Source organism: Rhizobium sp. S96 (genome assembly GCF_030382195.1).
Lineage (GTDB): Bacteria > Pseudomonadota > Alphaproteobacteria > Rhizobiales > Rhizobiaceae > Rhizobium.
Map to the genome: position 1 here is coordinate 227,668 of NZ_JAUDRY010000009.1, position 20,541 is coordinate 248,208.

Consider the following 20,541-nt stretch of genomic DNA (forward strand, 5'->3'; position numbering starts at 1 on the left):
GGTGCGACTACTGCTAATAGTTGCATTGACTGAGCGTTGAATCCATTGAGCGGTTTGGAGAGAATATGAGAAGCAATGCCGGCGCGATTTGCGGATCGTTACTGGTTGCGGCGCTCGCATCCCGCCATTGACAATCGCTCCAGGTTGAATATAATGATCACATCGTGAGCAAAATGATCTTATAGCAAGCAGTCAAGAAGGAGCCAAGAAGGGACCGCCCACTACCGATGGCGGAGTCCGCATAACAGGTCGACCAATTTCGCTGGTTCCCGTGAGAGCGAGGAACGTCGAATGGATTCGTATTCGAATCCTACGTGTTCTCGGATTCCTCCAGGCCTGCGCAATTAGCACGTACATCTCACGCCCCCGTTCCTTGGCAGAAGAGCCTTATGGAAGGATGGACGCGATTGGAATCCTGCACGTGTTCCAAACGGCAACGTCGAAATCGGAAAACTGGCATGTCACGCAAAGGAAAGAACGATGCCGGAGTCCGAGGCGTTGGTAAGGAGACTGCGCAAGACAGAGAAACGCGTAGTGAAGCGCTTTCAAAGCCGGGCCTCGAAGCCGACCAGGCCAAACGCAAGATCGTGCGGCAGGGGAAACCCCGAGAAACGCTAAAGAGGTGGGGTGCCAAAGACCCCCCGTAAATAAAGCGTCGGGCAATTGGCTCCGTCCGGGCGTCCGGGCGCCGCATTATATCGGAGGAGCCGGTCAGAAGTGGTTTGCGAATGCCTCCAAGACCATTGTCATCGTACCGTCCGTGGTATCCAGGCGTCTGCCATGCCACGCCACGCTTTCGAGGAGCCATAAGGGGCAAATGTCAAAACTCGGCGAGGCAATCGTTTTAGTTGAATGCCACCTTAATGCGGTTTCCCGCGCCATCCTTTGAGCCTGATCTGATCCACAGAGAGTTTTCCTTCCCCGAAGCAAGTACTGCGTGTATGAAGCGCATCCCCATCATGCCGTCGGCCAGGGCGCGCAATGCGCTGCGCCGTCGACGAGCTCGCCGCGGAACCCGAAGATTGCGTCTTCCTGCTTCCGTCCCGCCAGCGCCACCGGGGCAGGGCACAATTTGCAAAAGGCGAGTCGTAATTCCGGTCACGTCGCCAGGCAGGGGCAGCTTGATCACCTACCGATCTAAAGGGCGGTCGATCCCACGATGTCAGCCTTTTATTGCCTACGTCTGATTTTCGGAGCCGCAGAGCGGTGGAATGCCGCCGCAGATGGTTGATTCAGCATCAGACTTCAGGCGCGATCGCTGGGCGGCCCATGGTCCGTCTGAGGTGTATCAGCCGCGCGTCGGCGCCAATGCTTGGCGCGCGCACAAGTCGGTCGAGGATATCCCCGGTGTAATGTGGCCAGCGGCTAACGTCGCTCGGCAACAGGCGTAGAAGGATCTCGAGAAGAGCTTCCGGGAACGTCTCGATTATTCCGCCTGGTTCTTCGGCATAGACCGTATAAGTGTCGAAATCCTCGCACGGAACGAGCCGGCCAGCGATGAGTGTTGCTACTTCAGCGAATAGATCGCCGGTCTTGAACAGGAAAGCGCTCAGCGCGCGCGATGTCTCTTCCGACTTCAAGGTTTTTTGGAGCGGCCAGACCTCGCGAAAAAACAGGATGACCTTTTCGCGAGAAACGGCATTCTTTTGCAATCGCCTCCCGAGATTCCATAGTACCTGCACCCCGAATTGCTCTCCGCCTTCGACGATGGCCTCTCTAAATTGGGCGTTTGAAATGGGAGGATTCTTTCGTTCGGACCATTCGATCCAAGCATAGAGAACGATGTCCGCGAGACTGTCGGTGATGGACTTTCGGCGTGAACCGTCCGCGATCCTTCGAACAATCGACCTTCTCATCTTTCGAAGCAGCGGTGGAGGGGGCACCTTACTGGCCCACAAAAAGCCATCCCAGAACGCATCTCCGTCCGGACCCTCGGACTCCATGTTGGGCATCACAATAGCTTCGGCCCATTTGGGGTCGATCAGCCAAAAAAACACGAACCGGAACGACGCAAATACAAGCGCCTGTCGATGCAAGTCACCGGGGAGGGACAAGAGGGCTTCCATCTTCGCCTTCCAGCTCGTTTCGAGTCCAGAGTTCCGGTGCCTCCCGGAAAGACTTGGATCTTGAAGCAAGACTTGAGTGAGCTTTCCGACGGGCCGGTTCAGACCGTCGTCGGCCCAGTTCCTTTCGGAATATCTCTCACTGTCCAAAGCAGGAATTGCGGCTGAAGCTTTCACCATATTCTGCCACAGCATGTCGAATAGGGGTGGCAGTTCGGCCGTTAGGCGGCGAGCGAGGCGCTTCATCCAATCCGCTACCGGGTGAACAACCTGCGCCAGCTCCGTGTCTGTCATGTTCGCGAGCCTCGCACAGATCAGATGTAACAGCCTTGCGGGATCCTGCTCCCGTTTTTCCGAACGAAGGAAGGTCCCCCATCCTTCGGCGTGAATCCTACCGTTCTTTGTCTCATATGAGAGTGCGGCAAGAGCCTTGATAGGGCGATGCTCCACTAGGCCAGAGAAGGGATCGTGTTGCACGTGCGTGCGATAATCAACCCTTTCCACGACCGCAGCTTTGGAGAGGATCTCCCTGATGGAAAGCCTCACGAGCTCCGCTGGATCATTGTTCGTCTCGACTGAGAACACCCTGGGCTGAGTGTCCTCAATAGCGTCATCGACGTTCGGCAGCTTGCCTCCAAGTCTGGCTGCTAGATCCGTGATCATTCCGTCGACGTCGAACGAGAAATGTAGGCCTTGACCGGCAAACCATCGCAACCGCCCGAGTAGTGCCCGGTCATTGTATTCAGGACCCCTTGGGGTGTCATACGGATAGCTGGTGGAAGTCAGCTTGCGCTCTAACGCGAGACGAGCCGACTCTGGAAAGTCGCTCCATCGGCTGCTCAAGGTCATCAGCAGGTCGCGCTGATGAAGGCTTCCCCAGAAGGCCTTGTCCGACAGACCCTCTAGTACCGCCGCTGCCTCCTCCGGCGTCGTAATCCGCGACTCCCGGGCCGCCCAAATGCGCAGCCGCGCGAAGATTCCATCATCATCAATCGGCCATCGGAGAAACTCCGCATGCGCGACTGCAGGCTCAACGGTGGCTAGGCGGCCCATCTCTCGCTGCATCTCCAGAACAGGCCCCACGAGTCCGTAGGCGTGCTGATCCAGAAGCTGTCCATCCGTCTCGTATGTCGTTGGCAGGTAGATCCAATCGCCCCCGTGCACCTCCGCCTCGAGGGATTTCGCATAGTCCAGGTTTTCACGGAGCCTCGCGACGGCGCCCTCGAGCATCTCGGGCGGAATTTCCACCTCGATATGAGGCCTGGGGTACTCGGTTCTTAAGCTGAAGAGTCGGTCGTCCTCGGATGGGCGAATCCCGAGGGGTGCTTCTATTCGAAGGCGGGGACGCCGAGTTCGCATAAGCTGTCGCAGCATCTCGTCGGTCCATCCCGAAGCGTTCGCCTCGGTCGACACGGCCAAGGCGGTTTGATCAGGATCTTCACGTCGGTCGTCCCAGGTTCTGAAGAGGTAACGCCATCCCCGAGCGATCTCGGCCGAAAACTTTTCGCCTCCATCCCTGATTGCCCATAGTACGAGCGCTTTTACCCGTGGATGGAGATCCGGTTGCTTCAAGGCCCACGAAAAAGCGCTGGGTTGATGCGCCACCTTCATCAGCCAGATGGCAAGTAGATCTAGGCGGTTTGGCAGAGGATCCGCCATTGAAGCGTTGCGTCCATGAAGGATTCCGGAGTGCCGGACCGCAGCCGAGCTGTCTCCCGGGTATAAATCGAAACCGCCCCAGCTTTCCTTTGGAACGTCCCGCGGTCGCGTCATATAGGAGAGTTCGTCTTCACGGGGATCAGGCGGTGGCGGCGGCGCATCGTCATCGAGGCCGAATTGATCGAATGGATCGAGACGTCGATCTGACGAATCGGAGTCCCTTTCGGGTTGTCCGTAGCGCTCGCTTGGATCGATAACTCGAAGCCAGGAGGCAGGAATGCCGCCGTCCGGGAGCTGTGTCACGCGGCGGACGCCTTCCGCGGACGAGAGGATATGCGCGACCTGACCGCGTTCGTGGGGATGCAGACCCTCGGGACCGCGAGCCGCCTTCTTGAGAACACTGTCGTGCCAGCCGTCAACGTCGTTGATGCGGTTCACCCATGCTTCCAAGGTCGACCATAGTGCCTTATGTCCGTCCGACGGATCATAGGCCATAGCGTGCACGCCCTTGTTCTCCCATAGGGACGAAGCCACGGCGCTTTCACCGGGTTGGAACGCGTACATTCGCCCGCGTGTCTGGGATGCTCCCTTCAGCGCTTCCAGCAAGTACTGCACGGGGGGGTCGTCGGCAGAATAGCCGAGAAACACTATGCTGAAACGCGAGAGCAGGGACTGGATAAATCTCGCTGCCCAGCCGTCGGCAAGATAGGCGCGGCCAAACTCGCCGCTGGACAGTACGAATCCTTCGTGGTCCGAGCCAAGATACCCTGCATCGACACGGCCATGGAGATGGACCACCGCATTCAGGTCGGCCCGCCGCGGATCAGGAAGATGCGCAGGCCCGATGGATCTCACACTCGGATCGCAGCTTTCGAACAGACGATCGAAGTTGGTGGTAACCAGACGGATCGCACCCGACCTCCTGCCGGCCAAATCGAGCACTAATTCATGAGCTGATAGGTCCGCCGCATCCCGAGGCTTCAATGCAGATGCCACTGCGGCATGGATGTCAGTCGTGTCAAACTCTCGCTCAAGAAGAGAGAAAACCCTGTCCGTCGCAACGAAGCTCCCGACTCCTTGGATAGGATCCAGTGTGGTGGCGAGCTCGAGCAATTTCCTCGCCGGGCTTTCTTTCGCAGGGCCGAGATGTCCCATGACCTTTCGAGCCAGTTGCTGGAAGTTTGAAAGTCCAGCCCGTGCCTGCGAGACCCCGGCGCCACAGAAAAACACCACTTCGCCCCTGTCGTGAGCAAGAAGTAGATCGTCAGGAATCGAGGGGCCGTGTGCGGTGAATCTCATTCCTAAGATAGAGCAAGGGTTGTCTCCTTTGTCGAGGTAGTTCACCGCAACAGACACAACTTCTAGGATGATCACTTAATCGCGCTCGGTGAGTCATCTCTTCTGCATCGGGAGCAAGCTGGCGAGCCGAGTGTCTGGCGTTAGTTAAGAGCGACCGAATTGAATCTTGACCAGACGTGATCCGGGATCGAGTCCTTGATCCCGGCCACTAAACGCCGGATGCGCTGAGGATCTGTGGTTCCGAGTGAAGCGGAAGCGACCGATGAATTCGCCAGAGGGAATTGCAAGGAGGCGCTTTCCAAGGGACTTCTGAGTCCCTGGAAATGTCCTGCGCAATCTTGGCGAATGGCGCCAGAGGATTCGAGACGTCACGCTCGGGTTTTCCGCAAGAAGTGTCCCTCCGTTCAAAATCCCTGCAACGATCAGTGGCGTCGCTGTTCGCTGGTCCGGAGTTGGGTCGTCTCTCGCGAATCCATTCTCGAATGGAATTCGACGACCCTTCGACGCTCGGGGCGGGACCGGCCGGAGGGCTGTGGAAGGGATTTGCCAATCCGTTGGGCTGGGTCGACCGACCGGCCCTTGCGCGCCGGATAGATCCGGGCGAGCCTTGTTCACAGGATTCAATGTAAGGGAGAGCAGGATGCTCGACAGGATTTATCTCGTTGACGAGGAGTGGGGCGTAATCGTGCCGCTCGAGGCTGGTCGGTACCGCGTCGTTCGCAATCACGATGACCTGACATACAACGTTCTGGAGATGTCCAGATTTCAGTTGCGACACCCTAAAAAACTTGCCACGTCGCCAGGGTCGACCGATCTAGGATACATTGAAATCGGCTGAGGGCATGAGCCCTGCTTCTCTCGTCGAGGCTGCGTCGCAGCATGCAATTGGAGAGAGGTGGGCGCCTGAGGATTCGGACTAGCTTGCGAGTCCTTGCCGGATGAACGGCTCAAACCTCGGTATGTTCCCCGCAGGGCAATTACTAACTATCGTCCTGGGTTCGAAGCATGCCGCGTTGAGGAGCCTGAGCGCGCCATAGCTTGCGTCGGGCATCTTCCGGCTCCAAGTGCCGATACTTGCCGCCAGAGTTTAGGCCAGTCCAGAGCTGAGCCACTGCGAACCAGCTCGGCACCCAGATCGCGCCCATTGGGCAGGAAACATTCCGCCACCATGCAGTCGTCGTCGGACCCGCTGTTCCGGCGCCGCTTGGGGCATTCGTCGGCAAGAGCCTGACTTTGAAGACCGGTCAGACCCACGTGCAGCGCTACTTGGAACCGCTTATGAACCTGATCGTCGAAGGCAAAATCGATCCGTCCTTCCTGATCACCCATCGCATCGGACTGGAAGATGGTCCCGATGCCTATAAGACATTTCGCGACAAAACGGACGGATGCGTCAAGGTGGTGATCCGACCCAGCGGCTGAGTTGAACCATCGCACGTCGGGTCGTGGTCCAGTGGCTGGACGCCTTCCAATGCTACCGGGCGACAGCCGACCGCCATGACTTGAAGATGGGAGTGGCAAGGCGGTTTTGATTGAGTTAAGCCCTTGCTTCGGACTCTGCCGCAGGTCGGCGTGGCGCATCCGTAAACCAACGCGACGGGTAATCGTTACGGGCAATGGCCGACAAAGTGGGAGCAGAAAACCGGTTACGTTACGGCTAGGCAAGATGCCGCCTGAAAATTCCATTTGAAGATGGTCCTGTGCTGGGTGCCAGACGAGGAAGTCACGGTTAGAGGGAGTCCGCGCGCCTTAGGTCGCTTTTTACTGCCGCGCTGTCTTGCGAGCTGGCTTCGGACCTTTTCCGCTGCACTCGGGATACCTCACGCAGCCGAGAAATCTGCCATAGCGTCCGGAACGGTCGACGAGCCACCCATCCTTGCATTCAGGGCATGCGAGATAGCTAGCACCACAAGCGCATCTGCTTTCGGTCGATGCGTTTGTGCCGCGTGGCAGGGAGACGCCACAGGCAGCGCAGGCGGGAAGCACATTACTGCAGTATCGGACATGCTCGCATCGATACCAAATCCGCTTATCCTGGCCTTGAGTGCCCAGAAGCCGGCCACCGCATTCTCCGCATTGATGGACTTGAGGCTCTTGCTCTCGGGTGGTCGTGGCGAGAATCGCGCAGGCCGAATCCTGCTGAAGCTCTGTTACAAATGACGACGGGCGTGAGTTCGAAGCAAGGATGGTGAGGGTTCGCCGAGCTCGTGTCATGGCCACATACATGACACGTCGTTCTTCGGCGTTCTCGAACGCTTCCTCCTCGGGCGACACCAAGGCCAGCAATGGATCGTCTATGGTCTCGGATGGGAATCCTCCGCGTCCGCTGTCCGCGTTCAGGAGAATGACGTGATCGGCTTCAAGTCCTTTGGATGCGTGGATCGTTTTGAACGAGAATCGGAGGCGGGGGAATCTGCGCTGCAGATCGCTCATATTCGGCTCGAGATAGCGATAGCGACCCAATAGCAGAACGCTCGGGGCCTCACCTCCGCTCCCGGATAGGGAGGCCAATGCTTCGTGGAGCTTTGCCGTCTCATCGTTCTTTTCAGTCAGCGCGATGCGGAGGGCCGGCTCGGTCGCTTTCCCTGCCGGGATGATCTTCTTTTGGATCTGGGCGGGGTTTGTAAGAATAAAGTTTCGGGCGGCAAATGCGATCTGATCCACGGATCGGAAGGTCCGGCCGAGATCCACGGTGCGGTGGACGCCATCCTCACCATTGAAGCGCCCGCCAAAAATATCGCCGAAATGGCGCATGATATGGATGTCGGAGCCGGCGAAACGGAAGATCGACTGCCAGTCGTCCCCGACGGCGAAAATACGACAATCACTATGCTGGGCCTTCAGCGCCCTCACCAGCCTGGCGCGGCCTTGTGAAATGTCCTGAAATTCGTCAACGAGGATGTGGCGGTAGGGGCTCAGATACTTGTAGGTTTCAACGTACTCGGCGGCCCGTAGGATCATGTCCTCGAAGTCGATGCGAGAGATCAACCGCGTCTGATACTCCTCGAAAACCGGAGAAAACAGGGCGAGGAAGGCCTTGCCACGTCTTCCGAGTTTCAACCGCTTCGATTTCTCTGAGCATTCGGCCAGATTATATCCGCCACCTTTGAACTTCCGTAGAAAGGTACCGAGTAGCTGAGAGAAGTTGTCGACCTGCTTCAGATCTATGACACGATCGAAGATATCCTCCGCAGGACGAGGTTTCAGCTCGACGTGCGGTTCCAACTTCTCTGCCAAAGCCGCCAACAGCCTACCTTCCTGACGTTCGTAGCTGTAAGTCTCGAGCAGTGTCGTCCCGTGCGTGGCATGGACTTGGCGCTTCCATTCCATTCCGGTGAGGTAGTCCTCGCGATCAATGAACGGCGCGGTAGTAAGTTCTTCGGTTCCATCGGCTAGCTGCCGCCGGCGGACGCCGAAATGTTCAATATAGATCCCGCTTTCGGTGAGGCGGAAGTCAGGGCTGTAGTCGCGCCTCCCGGCAGTCGATACCTTGTGTTCATAGAGGGGCTCGTATTCATATTCCACCCCGTTCTCGTAGAGCCAGTTCGCGATTTGGAGTTCTTCGTAGCTCTTCACCTTCTCGCCCTGGAGCGTCCTTAGATCCTGCTTCTCCATGTGGGAGTAGTATTCGTGCTTGGTCTTGAAGTCCCACTCGGTCTTCGGCTCGACGAGGAAATGGGCAAACCATTTGATGACAGCGTTGGAGACGTCCGAGTTTTTCCGGACAAGATCCTTGAGAATGTCCTTGATCACGCCCAGAAATGCGACGTCGTCCGTGGCGTGCTCGGCGAGCGCGGGCTTCGATCCCTCGACCGCACCGATAATGTCATAGGCTAGGGAATGAAACGTCCGCGCTGCAACGGGGATGCCGGAGCGAGCCTCGACACGCTCGGACATTTCTGCCGCCGCATTCTTCGCAAAAGCAAGCAGCAGGATTTCTTCCGGTTTCCGGCTTCCGGATTTCGCGAGATAGGCAGCTTTCGCTGTTATCACGCTCGTCTTTCCGGACCCTGCACCAGCGAGGACCAAGGTTGCGTCCTCGTCTACAACGACTGCTAGGCGTTGCTCGGGTGTCAGTGGTTTGCTTTCAATCGTGTCGAAGAAATCGTTCCAGCGATCCAGCTCGATGGCGACGAACTTCTCCGCCGAATCCTTCCTGGTGGTCCCGGGATCGGCTACGAATTTCCGGATGGATGTGACCAAACCGAATGCCTCGGCGCCGATCGCGTCCGGTTGGAGTTTCGACAGGACGGTTGCGTCGAGCGCCGTTGCCTCCTTAAGCGTGGGTTCTACCAAACATGCAGCCGGGTAACGCCGTGCCGCTAATATGCTGTCGAGCTCGCAATAGATGCGGGCAAAACGGTCCGCTATCTCATCGAGAGCCGTGATGTTGAACCCGACCCATGAATCCTTCAGTCTGCTCGAGAACGCAAGCGCTTCACCGGGTGGCGTTCCTCGGAGGACAATGTCGCTGCCGCCGACAATGGGTATCCGAAGCGTTGTCCCGAACCAATTTGGGGTGCAAGAGGGGGCACCGGTCAACTCGAGGAGGGACATTGAAGAGGTTCGGCCGCGTCTGGTAATTTGGAGATGATCGCCCTGGAGTTCGAGCGCTGACGGCATGGACCCAAAAGGGTTCGTCAGTAGCTTGGACAATATTCGCTGACGCAACGGCACCGACTGATCTCACTTTCCCGAACAATGTCGCCCCAATCGCTGGATGGGAAACCATAAGCAGCATTGGCCCCAAAAGACACTTCAACCAAACTTTATTGATCGGACTGGTAGGCGTTTTCGCCGCTTTTTGCCTCGCGGCTGAGAGTGACCCTTGTCCTGCCGAAAAGCGCCAGAACACCTAGCGTTGGCATCCCACTCCTTCTCACTTTGGTTTCACTGAATCCACCGGGCGCCGGCGGCGGGCTCTGCACTTTGATCGAGACACGTGGCGGCGTATGCGTTCCCGCTTCAGAATGTCGAAGAGTAATGCACTGACCCAGTTATTTTATTATTTCCCTAAGCGATTCATCTATAGAATCAGTTGGCGATGCTGCGGACGCTGCAAGATAAGTGTTTTGACAAAACATTGTCGGCACTCTCGCATCGACTGTATCGATGTCGGGGGAGATATTCGTGCACGATCAGAATCGACATGAGCATAGGAATGCAGCACGAGGTTATAAGGATAGCACAAGTACTCATACGGGCACGAAACCGCCAGCGGTAACTATCCCATATCGGGCGAATCTGCTCGGCAACATCGAGCAAGCCCTGAAGGGTTTGCAGGGCTACGGCATTATGGCGTTGGAGCTTATCCAGAACGCGGACGACGCCGGCTCTAAGAGGCTGTTGTTCGACGTCACGGATGATGCGCTCGTGGTAGAAAACGATGAGGAGTTCACCACTTGTGGTCTCGATGAGGCAGAGTGTCCCTGGACACGGTCTGGCGATCCATCGGGCCTCAAACGACCATGCAACTTTCATGCGATCTCGGAAATGGGGAGCAGGAGCAAGCTGCATGCCGCCGAGCAGATCGGGCGCTTTGGCATCGGATTCGTTTCCGTGTATCAGATCACCGACACTCCGATCGTCCGCTCTACCGGTGTCGAGTTGCGCCTCAATCCCCAGACGCAAGAGGTTGTGAAGAGTGATGTCGGACAGACGGTCGGCACTCAGTTCATCCTGCCGTGGGCTTCGTCTGAATCTGAGGTTCGCGAGGGACTCAACGCATCACCCACACCTGACGATGTTGCCGACAAGGTTGTCGCGGAGATCGACCTCGTTTTAAAGGACAGCCTCCTCTTTTTGCGTCATGTCGAGCACGTTGAGTTGCGCCGCAATGGTGACCTTGTGGTCTCCGTCGACATCGACCGCTCTGGCGAGGAGCTAGTTCTCCGATTCTTGCCCCACGATGTTAGCCAACGCTGGCTCCTTTTGTCCCGGGAGGCACACGATGTCGTGGCGGACAAGAAGCTGTTCGAGCGCTTTGAGGTTCTGACTCGGTTAGAGCGTTCGCTAACGGTCAAAGTGGCGATACCTGTCCACTCAGAGGTCGAGGGTTTACTCTACGCATATCTGCCGACGCGTCAGCCCACCCGGATGCCGATACATGTGAATGCCGACTTCTTTCCACATGCAAGTCGGCAGGCGATTGTTCTCGAAGGCGAGCAGCACGAAAGGTATTGGAACGAAGCACTCGTCGAGACGGCCGCCGCAGCGCTCTCAGAGAACTTCGTCCGCATCCGTGACCTGGTCGGGCCGGTGCGGCTTTGGGCGCTGGCCGAGAGCGCGTTCCAGCGCAGGGCAGAGCCAGCATTTAAGTCGTTCTGGGACTGTTTCGCGCAGGTGGCTGCTAAAGCACCTTCCATCTGGACGACTTCCGGCGAATGGCGCGTTCCAAACGAGACCTTTTTGCCGCCAGAGGCCATGACAGCGGTTGATCAGGCCGCGGTCACTGATCTGGGACTTGCGCTGATCCACACTGAACTACGCCGTCATTGGAGCGTGATGGCAAGCATCGGGGCCCATCAGCTTCGTCTGTCCAGCATAGTTGCAGCGCTAGAGGCCCGTAGTGACGACGCAACGGGTGGCGGAGGCGAACCGCTTCGAAGGCTCTGGTCTGCGATCAGTGTAATGATAGAGGCGCCGTCCGAGCGGAATGCTCTCGTCACTGTCCTTCCAAAATTGAAAGCCATATGCTTCATCATGGACGACGATGGCGCTCCGATCAGCCCAAATGAGGCGCGAAGGCTGCCGTCGGGAGCGCCGCGAGACATCCTGCGCAAGGTGATCCCAACCAGGCGGATTGTGCATCCTCAGGTACTTGAGGTGCCCCGTCTAGCTGAACTCGTGTCCGAATACCTCCTCGATGATTTGGCCTCAGACTTGGCCACAGCCGTCGGCGACGAAGCCGCTGCCGAAGCTGCGATCGGACTGACAGATGCCGATGTGCGACGCTTCTATTCCCTGCTCACATCCTTCCCCACTGACCGGAAGACCGGCACCGTAGCTAGCGTTCTCGCAGATGTTCCGATTCTGAGGACTGGAACCGGGTTCGTCAGTCCCTCGCGAGGGCAACTGCCAGGGGACTTTCGCGACCCCATCGGTCATTTCCAGCTCGTCGAAAGTAGGCTCTTCGTGCCCGCCATGCGGGAGTTTGCGCAAAGCGTGCTGGAGGTGGATGTATTAAACTTCCGCGACTATGTGTCGGAGCACCTTGAAGAGATCATCGAAACTGGGCTGACTGCTCAGCAGTATGGCGCATTGATCACCGAGATCGTCAATCATCGGTCACAACTCGATGACGACGGAACGCTTGGGATGTTGACCAAGATTGCCTTCGTCCGAACCCGTGCCGGTACTTTCGCTCGCCCCGCCGAAGTCTACATCTGGTCGCCGGCTCTCGAGAGCATCTTGGGAGCCGACCTTGAGCGTTGGGTCGAAGAAGCGTGGATTCCAGTGGAGGTGCTGGCGAAGTCGCGCGATCTCTTCGATCGGCTCGGTATGCCTTTCACTGTTGCAGCCGGGCATATCGTCGATCGAATCGAAGCAATCGCGGAGACGGGTAGCGGGATCGACGCCATTGTCGCCGGAACTACCCCCATTATCCGACATATATTGGATCGTTGGACACTCTTTAACGACCGGGATCGGAGCATCCTGAAAAGACTCAAAGATGTGACGTTTCTTTCGGCTATCATCGGCGCGGAGCGTAGTGAGGGGCTCAGATACTCCCCACGTGGAGTCTACCGGGCAGGTCGCGCTCCTGGCTTCTTATCTCAGGTCCCGGTAGTCGAAATGACCGCGTTGCGTCAGACGAACGCACTGGTGCTCGAGTTCCTGGACTTGATCGAGATGCCAGCGGAGCCGCCGACCGAAAAGATCGTGGCACATCTCGAGTATTGCATGAGCACAGGCTCGGCAGTGAACGACCTGACGTATCAGATGCTAAACGAACGGCTGGAGCGCGGAGACAACGTGTCGTGTATCGATCGTCTTAGGGGGACAGAGTTCATCCACTTCTCCGAGGTCGGATTCATCAGCGCCGGAGAGGTGTTCTGGAACCCTCCGGAGTTCGGAGGGCACTGGCATACTGCGAGCTCCCGGATGCGACAGCGCGAACAACTGTATCGTCGGCTCGGCGTCGTTGATTCCCCGGAACCGCACCACTTTGCCGCTCTCGCGTTGCAGATCGCAGCCAATCCCAACCCGTCAGCGACCGATACCGTAATCCATGGCCGCTGTATTGCCTTCCTCGCGGAGGCGCTCGAGCGTGATGATGTAGGTGCATCAGACGCTGTCGACATGCTCATTGATGAGCACATGTTCCTCAACGTCGATGGCGGGGCGATCTGGACCGGAGTGGCTATCTGGTTGGACTCGGAGCACATGGCTGCATCGTTCGGTTCCGTGCTTAATGAACGCCTAATCCGACTGCCGGATGTGAGCCGATCGGTCTCATCTAGGTTTCTGAAGCGCCTGGATGTGCCGGCTCTAACCGACATCGCCCAGTTTCGAATGGCTGCAGAACCTGACGGACGACTGGCGCCCGAAGCAACTTCACTACTACAGTCACGAGCGGACCTGCTCCTCTGGCTGGCGCCGAATCGCGCGAGCCGACAGGCGTTGTTCGAAATCCTCTCGGGAATAGAAATACGCCTTTCCACCCAGCTTTTGGTGCAGGCGGAGATTGATGCGGTCGATCCCCCGGTTCGATCCCCGGCGACATCTTCACCAGCGTATCTGGACCAGGAAACGGGGCTGCTTCATCTCCGAAGCACGACGGGTCGGGTGGACTGGGCTGCGGCGTTTCGCGTCCTCTTCTCCATGGTCGAGCGTTTCTGTCCTGCCACGGATGTGCCGCCGCTATGCATAACTGCGGCGTTCATAATGTCGGATGTGGATCGCGCTGAAGCCGAGCAGGCGCTTATCGCTTCGGGCTTCAAGGTGCCGGATGACATGGACGTCCTCATCGAGGTAGGGCGTGAACTCAAGGACGGACCGGAAGCCGTGCCAGGCAATGGCGAAACAAAGGATGATGAGTCTGCGGGTTCTAAGGATGTTGACGCCTCCTCCCAAGAATTTTTCTCTCGTCCGGAAGCTCGTGAAGATGATCCTGTGGCAGGGGACCAAGGCGCTGCCGAGAACCAAACTCTAGGCCTTAGAGCGAAAAGTGGACTCGCAGATGAAGCCAAAAAAGGAACGGGCTTCTCCCACACACGAGGAGCTTCCACATCGGATGAGCGATCTAGCAGGGACGAAGGTGCCACCGATGCACTGCGTACGCCAGATGGAGAAGATGATCCGCTCAGTGGTGTCGATCCAGACGCCGACGTCTATGAATCCGCGTCCAGACGCGGCGCGTTCGGAGCCGACCCGGACGAACCCGGGCAAGTGACCGAGAAAGTCGGCCGCCCGAATGCCCATGGTGGCGACGCGACGTCGAATCGTGGGAACCAGGGATTCGGTAGCGCCTTCAAAGGTGACGATAATCGGCGTCGTGATGTTACGGCGGAGCGTCAGGTGCGGCGCTCACGGATGCTCTCTTACGTGTCGCGCAGTGGCAGCCGCGGAAATGGTGACGACGGGGCGACATCCGTCTCGGATGAACTGTCAAACCTAATCGATTCCGCATCCATGAAGGCGGTACTGAGCTATGAGCAAAACCGCGGCTGGGAACCGGAGAGGCAGCCGCATTTTAATCCTGGGTTCGACATCGTATCGCGGTCGCCCAGTGGGGATCGCCGCCTGATCGAGGTGAAAGGTCTTGATGACGAATGGGCGGAACGTGGCATAAAACTTAGCCATGTCCAGTTCTCGATGGCCCGCGAGCATCCTGGCGAATTCTGGATTTACGTCGTCGAGCATGCTCGCGACCTGGAGCGGCAGCGGGTCACGGCAATCGCCAATCCATTCGGTAAGGTTGAAGAATACTGGTTTGATCATCACTGGCGACAGGCGTCGGAAGAGAGGGCTTCATCGCGTGAGTTCCATCTGAAAGTAGGATTGAAAGTCGAGCATCAAATTTGGCGGGAGGGCGTAATCGTCGAGATCAAGTCGCGTGGCGCCATTCCATTCGTTGTCGTCGATTTCGGCGCGATCGAAGGGCGACGCGGCATTCCTTTCAACGCCTTGCTCAAGATCCTCGATTGATGGCTAGATGTTTCCCAGACCCGCAGCATGCGGTTTCCGACTCCAATGCAGAACTCGTCGTTTTTCGAGCCCTCTCTGAGCAGCTTGGGCCGGATTATGCGGTCTTCCACTCTGTTGCGTGGATATCGCGGCCAGGTGGTGGAGGGCCGCGCGAGGGTGAGAGCGACATTCTAATTGCCCATCCCGCGTGGGGACTGCTAGTCATCGAAGTGAAAGGAGGTCGCGTCGCGCTCGACTATCGTGCCAAGAATTGGGTCTCGATCGACGGGAACGACGTCACTCACGAGATCAAAAACCCTTTCGAGCAGGCACGACGTGGAAAATTCGCGCTGCTGGAGAAGCTGAGGGAGAATCCCGCCTGGAAGAAGCTGGCCCTCGGGCGCTTCAATATCGGTTATGCCGTCTTCGTGCCTGATGTTGGCGACGGAGGCAGGCTGAGGGGTCCTGACGCGCCGACTGAGATCATCGGCGATCGGAGCGACCTGTCTAATCTGAATGCATGGGTAGAACGAGCGTACGTCTATTGGAGCGGCGAGGGAGGAGCCAGCCACCAGATCGGAGTGCGTGGAGTGGAGGCAGTCATCGCGCTCTTTGCGCGCACTGCGTCAACCCGACCGCTTCTTTCGGCTCGAATTTCTAACGAGGATGACGCTCGGCTGGCTCTGACCAAACGACAAGCTGGGGTTTTAGATATGCTGAGGCGACAGCGCAGAGTAATGATCGCCGGAGGGGCCGGGACGGGCAAGACCCTGATCGCCCGCGAAAAGGCGGCTCGCCTCGCATCCGAGGGAATGCGCACCCTCCTGCTGTGCTATAATCGCGGTCTTGCGGATCATCTTCGGGAGCAGTGCGCCGGCATCGAAGGGCTCGATGTGGCGACCTTTCATCAGGTCTGTCACCGCTGGATTGACAAAGTGAAGGCGCGATCTGGTAGAGACCTTCTGTCTGAGGCTCGCGTAGGCCTACCCCGCGGTCACCAATTCGACCAACATATGCCTCTGGCGCTGGCCTTGGCGGTCGACGTACTTGGCCCAATCTATGATGCAATCATCGTGGATGAGGGCCAGGATTTCGGCGACGAGTACTGGTTGCCGATCGAAATGCTGCTGACCCGGCCCGACGAGGCGATGCTCTATGTGTTCCTGGACGAAAATCAGGACATCTATCGTAGGTCATCGAACATCCCTGTTCCGGGAGAGCCGATGGTACTCGATCGCAACTGCCGCAATACCGATGCGATCCACGCGGTTGCCTATAACCACTATCGGGGAACAGCAGTGGAGCCGCCCGAGATCGTAGGCGTCAACGTCGAGCGCCTCCTTGCGTCCGACATGGAGAAGCAGGCTAGGTGCATCGGATCGTTGGTGACGAAGCTGGTGGTCGAGGAAGGGGTGGCTCCTCACGAGATTGCGATTCTCCTCTGTGAAACAAGCGACCGTTCAGCGCGCGAACGTGCGCTCCAGAGGATGCCAATGCCCGCAGTTGTAAAGCTGGGGCGAGTGGAGGACTTTGGGCCGGGTTGTATTACTGTCGACTCCGTGGCCCGATTTAAGGGCCTGGAGCGCGCAGTAGTCATTCTCTGGGCGTTCGAAGACTGCGATGTCGACCGGGACCGCGAGACGCTCTACGTAGGCATGTCGCGACCGAAGTCCGTCTTGTTTGTCTGCGGAACACGCGAAGCGTGCGACCGCATAATTGGTTAAATGAGCCCGCGTCTCCCTGGCAATCCACACCTCGCTCTTCAGAACCACGTAGCCGCCCTTGCGTAGCCGGCTGCCAGAGGAAATCTTCATCAGCACTTCGCCGTTCGGTTCCGGTGGTCCGCTACTGAAACGTCAATGCAGCACTGCTGGTGTCGACGACCGCCAGTCCGGTGGCAGCAAATTTCACCTAACTCGATGAAATTCTGAAATTCCGCGCCTAGCGCCGGTGCTCCGCGTGAAATGCCATTTCAGCGACGACTTTTGTCGCGTTACCGCGGCCACTGTATCGGCCGATATACTCACCGCGGTCGTCTGGCGACGGCCTATCCACGCGAGAAAGCTCCCATTTCTTGTCGACTGTCGGGGACAGACGGTAGGTCCGTCCGTTCGTGCGGCAGTAAAAGTGAGGTGCCCCCCGCAACTGTGTCCATTTACAATCCGCACCAGCAACCAATCGGGCTTCAGCGGCATCTTGCTCTCTAACGCGGGCTTGCTTGTAAGCCTGTTCGCGCTCGGTGCGCAGGCGCTCCTCCTCTACCGAAACAAAGTTTGCTATACGGCGGATGGTCGCCGATAGCTCTGTGCCAAGTTCCTTCTCTTCATTGAAGATTGCCAGGCACCCTTCACGATGTCCATCTTTTGGAAAGGAAGTGTAAGGCTCTTCTTCGATGGCCTGAATCCGTTGAGCAACGTCCGTAGAAGTGAGCTTTGGCCCCGGAAAGAGATTGAGATAGTCCCTGAGGCAGTCAGTTGGAATCCAACAGCCGGCTGCCAATTTTATCAGAACCTCACGCTCTCCCTCCCACTTTTTCCAGATTCCGCTGCCGCGGTCGATGCTCTTCAGAATCCGACGCGAGATTGAAAGGATAGCTGCCGGGTCGCGAATATGCCGCAGCGATGGACTTGAAACGTGCTCCTTCACCAAATCTCGCACGTGCCATATTCGATCGTCTTCTAGCATGGGTTTTCCTCCTAATGCCCATTCGGGAACGACGCGCAATGATTATGTCGGCTAGGCATGGGGATCGCTGGGCGGCTTTTAAGCGGAGGCTATTGGCCATCGCTGTCAATCAAAGCCGAAAACTCGCTCCCCAGGTCTCCAGCGGCCAATGATTGTCTGTCCCAGGCCCAATTCGGAAATGAAAGTCCTTGAGCAATTTTTCTCTGAACAGCCAGCAGGTCTCGGTGAATTGCTGCCGCGTCACCTCGAAGCTGACATTCACCGACGGGATTTCATCGGATTTAAACATCAGGCCGGCCTCGACTCTCTCGGGTGTCAATGGCGTTCGGGCCCAAAAGGAGACTACCGCTGGCCAACGGAATTTGCTGGTCGGGGAAATGACCACCGCTCCGACGAGCAAGTAGGTAAACTCTACGACCATGATGGGCGGCCCTGGTTGTACGTGCTGACCGATGTTGCCAGAGGGTGGGCCAGCGAACTCCCCATGCCAGTCACCGACCTCAATTTCCGGCAGGGCAACTGCAGGGCGTGGCTTCGGTTTTCTTCGTGGCATGTTGCCTTCTTTACTCTGGCGCGCCAGTCGATCTCATCACGATGAAATCCGCCTTCTAACGCTGGAAGCTGAACGTACAATCGGATTGCGCCGGTGGCAACGGAATCGGCCGGGTGTGTGAGATCATCCGGCAAACCAGGACCGACCGATATCCGGCGCTGCTTCCTATCCTTCGCTACGAGTGGAAATTGCAAGTCTCTGGAGGAAGTTGAAAGCCTAGCAAACCGCGAGACCTCAGATCATGGTCAATCACTAGAACAGAAGAACGCCGCAGAGCCAGCGATGGTCCCGACCAAGAGACTTCGGTCGAGAAACACATTGCGTTGCTCGCAACTTGTTTCAGCGATGAGTAGGCAGCCGTGGCACGCCGCGCCATGGAGCGCTCTGTCCTCTGATGCCTTGGTTGGGTCGTGATCAGCACAGATGGGGTCACCAGAGCATAGCCCGAGTCGGCTGAGAGCAGATGCCATGACGCTCGGGAAGCGGCGCGTGACCTCAACCAAGCCGCCAAGCGTTCCCTGATTACCCGCGCTGGCTGTGTAGATGAGGATACCGCATTCCTTCGGCTGGCCAAGTGGACCAGGAATGAGATAGAGGCGCTCTTTCAACGAACTCGCAGGATAGCCGCAGTCAATCGCCACCTCGTTGATCAGAGCATGAGAAAGGCTATGCGCCATCGTGTACTCGATATGCTCTCCTTCCCATGCCATCTTGTCTGATGCGCCACGGTCGCGGCGCGATTTCTTCCAGGCTCTGAGTCCACCATCCAAGACGGATCTACGCTCTCGAACTGTTGGTTTCGATGCCCATCTCATCAACTCAACAGGATCGAAACGTATGAAAAAACCTTCGCCGTACTGCTCAATGGCCGGCAACCATTCCGGAACCTCGCCCAATGGTGCGCCGTTCACAGCCAAACCAACGTCCTCGACCCCATCGTCGGCCAACGGGGCCGGTTCGAAGCGTGTGAAGCCATAGAGACAGGATACCTCCCTAAGCCTGTGCACCGCCACGAGGTCCTTGATTGCGGCAAGCATATGTTCGCGTTTCGGATCCCAGAGTTTTCGATCGAGCGTTTCGGCGTGGAGTCGGGCATCGGGACGGTTTTCCCCGATTAGTGTCCGCCCGCTCGCCAGCAACTGAAACTCCGCGATCCGAGGATTCATCTGGTCGGTCTGATCCGAATTCTTTCCAGCCGCCCTACGAGCTTCTATCCTGGCGAGAATGTCGGGATCGGAGAATGGTCCTAGGTTCGCTGCGACAGCAGGATTGAACCTCTTCGCCATCGCTACCTCGATCACGGAGGAACAGGTGCTTACGTTCGACCACACTGCGTCGAGCGCCTTGTCCAGCGCGTCGTTCGCTTCGGGCAACGAGATCACACGTACGATCTGGGGAAAGTATGTATTAGTTGCACTGCGAGTGAGGAGCCGCAGGGAAATGTCGCAGCCGTCCGGATCGTCCGAACCAATCCAAGGTCGCTTGCCGCTGCACGGGCCGAGCCGACCGGGTTGAAACAGCTCCTCCAACGAAAGCTGAGCGCCGCATTCACAGACGATGCGGGTGTCGCGGGGATCGGCGCTTGTACCGGAATCCTCTAGCCACATTGCCCTCCGGCAGGCGCCGCCTTCGCCCCGCGCCTCGCCAAAGCGCCCGGCATGCACGACCCGGCGCCACTCGATATCCTGCAGGTGCCCCTTCTCGCATCCGCAAACGAACCGGAGCGGCGAGGCGTGGCGCTTCTTGCCGTCGTCGCCTTTCCAGTCGAGCCGTTTAGGTGCCTCCAGTTCACTGAAGCGGACGATCCGGCGTCGGTTGGGCGCATCGCCGGCGATGGTGTCGCTAGCGAACCACTCCGGAAACACCTTCGCCTTGATGGCCGGCGACGGAAGGCGCGGGTTACCGGGATCGATCGGTGGAGTGCGGAAACTTAGCGGCTTGTCGGAGGCAATTCGCTTGTCCGCGCCTCCCGCAAGCCTGCGCTCCAGCAACTGCGCGAGCCGCGGTTCCTCTATCGGCTCGAATGCTTGTGGGCCGAAGGATTCCCAATAGTCGAGTCCCATCACTAGAACAGAACGGTCAGGAAGGTCCATCATCGCGCCTGGCCCGAATAGCCCGATCACTTGCCCCATGCGGATCTGGTCTTTTGCCATA

7 protein-coding genes and 1 pseudogene are annotated in these 20,541 nt (G+C 57.8%); 3 read left to right on the top strand and 5 right to left on the bottom strand.

The window, feature by feature from the left end; translation table 11 throughout:
* Window positions 1-1,238: 1,238 nt before the first annotated feature.
* Window positions 1,239-5,096 (bottom strand): SIR2 family protein, encoded by a 3,858-nt coding sequence (locus tag QTL94_RS12110; RefSeq protein WP_289801712.1) that lies wholly within the window; start codon window positions 5,094-5,096, stop codon window positions 1,239-1,241.
* 1,101 nt (window positions 5,097-6,197) lie between these two features.
* Here QTL94_RS12110 and QTL94_RS12115 point away from each other — a divergent pair.
* Window positions 6,198-6,443: pseudogene (locus tag QTL94_RS12115) on the top strand (glutathione-dependent formaldehyde dehydrogenase); the annotation flags it as partial.
* A gap of 339 nt (window positions 6,444-6,782) precedes the next feature.
* Here the strand turns inward: QTL94_RS12115 and QTL94_RS12120 are convergent.
* Window positions 6,783-9,578 (bottom strand): UvrD-helicase domain-containing protein, encoded by a 2,796-nt coding sequence (locus tag QTL94_RS12120; RefSeq protein WP_289801713.1) that lies wholly within the window; start codon window positions 9,576-9,578, stop codon window positions 6,783-6,785.
* Between the two features lie 573 nt (window positions 9,579-10,151).
* Between QTL94_RS12120 and QTL94_RS12125 the strand changes: the two genes are divergently transcribed.
* Together QTL94_RS12125 and QTL94_RS12130 are read left to right on the top strand one after the other, a co-directional pair.
* Entirely contained in the window at window positions 10,152-15,170 is a 5,019-nt protein-coding gene (locus QTL94_RS12125) for a protein NO VEIN domain-containing protein (RefSeq protein WP_289801714.1), read from the top strand.
* The gene (locus QTL94_RS12130) at window positions 15,170-16,873 is read left to right on the top strand and encodes a nuclease-related domain-containing DEAD/DEAH box helicase (RefSeq protein WP_289801715.1); all 1,704 of its coding nucleotides are present in this window, start codon (window positions 15,170-15,172) and stop codon (window positions 16,871-16,873) included. The genes QTL94_RS12125 and QTL94_RS12130 overlap by 1 nt, the downstream gene beginning before the upstream one ends.
* Window positions 16,874-17,090: 217 nt before the next feature.
* Here the strand turns inward: QTL94_RS12130 and QTL94_RS12135 are convergent, their stop codons facing one another.
* The 3 genes from QTL94_RS12135 to drmB form a co-directional block, all read right to left on the bottom strand.
* Window positions 17,091-17,834, bottom strand: coding sequence for a hypothetical protein (locus QTL94_RS12135; protein WP_289801716.1), 744 nt, complete (start codon window positions 17,832-17,834; stop codon window positions 17,091-17,093).
* Window positions 17,835-17,943: 109 nt separating this feature from the next.
* Window positions 17,944-18,387 carry a hypothetical protein gene (locus tag QTL94_RS12140; protein ID WP_289801717.1) on the bottom strand — a complete coding sequence of 148 codons (444 nt, stop codon included), beginning with the start codon at window positions 18,385-18,387 and terminating at the stop codon, window positions 17,944-17,946.
* Window positions 18,388-18,632: 245 nt separating this feature from the next.
* Window positions 18,633-20,540 (bottom strand): MrfA Zn-binding domain-containing protein, encoded by a 1,908-nt coding sequence (gene drmB / locus QTL94_RS12145; protein WP_289801718.1) that lies wholly within the window; start codon window positions 20,538-20,540, stop codon window positions 18,633-18,635.
* Window position 20,541: the final 1 nt, after the last annotated feature.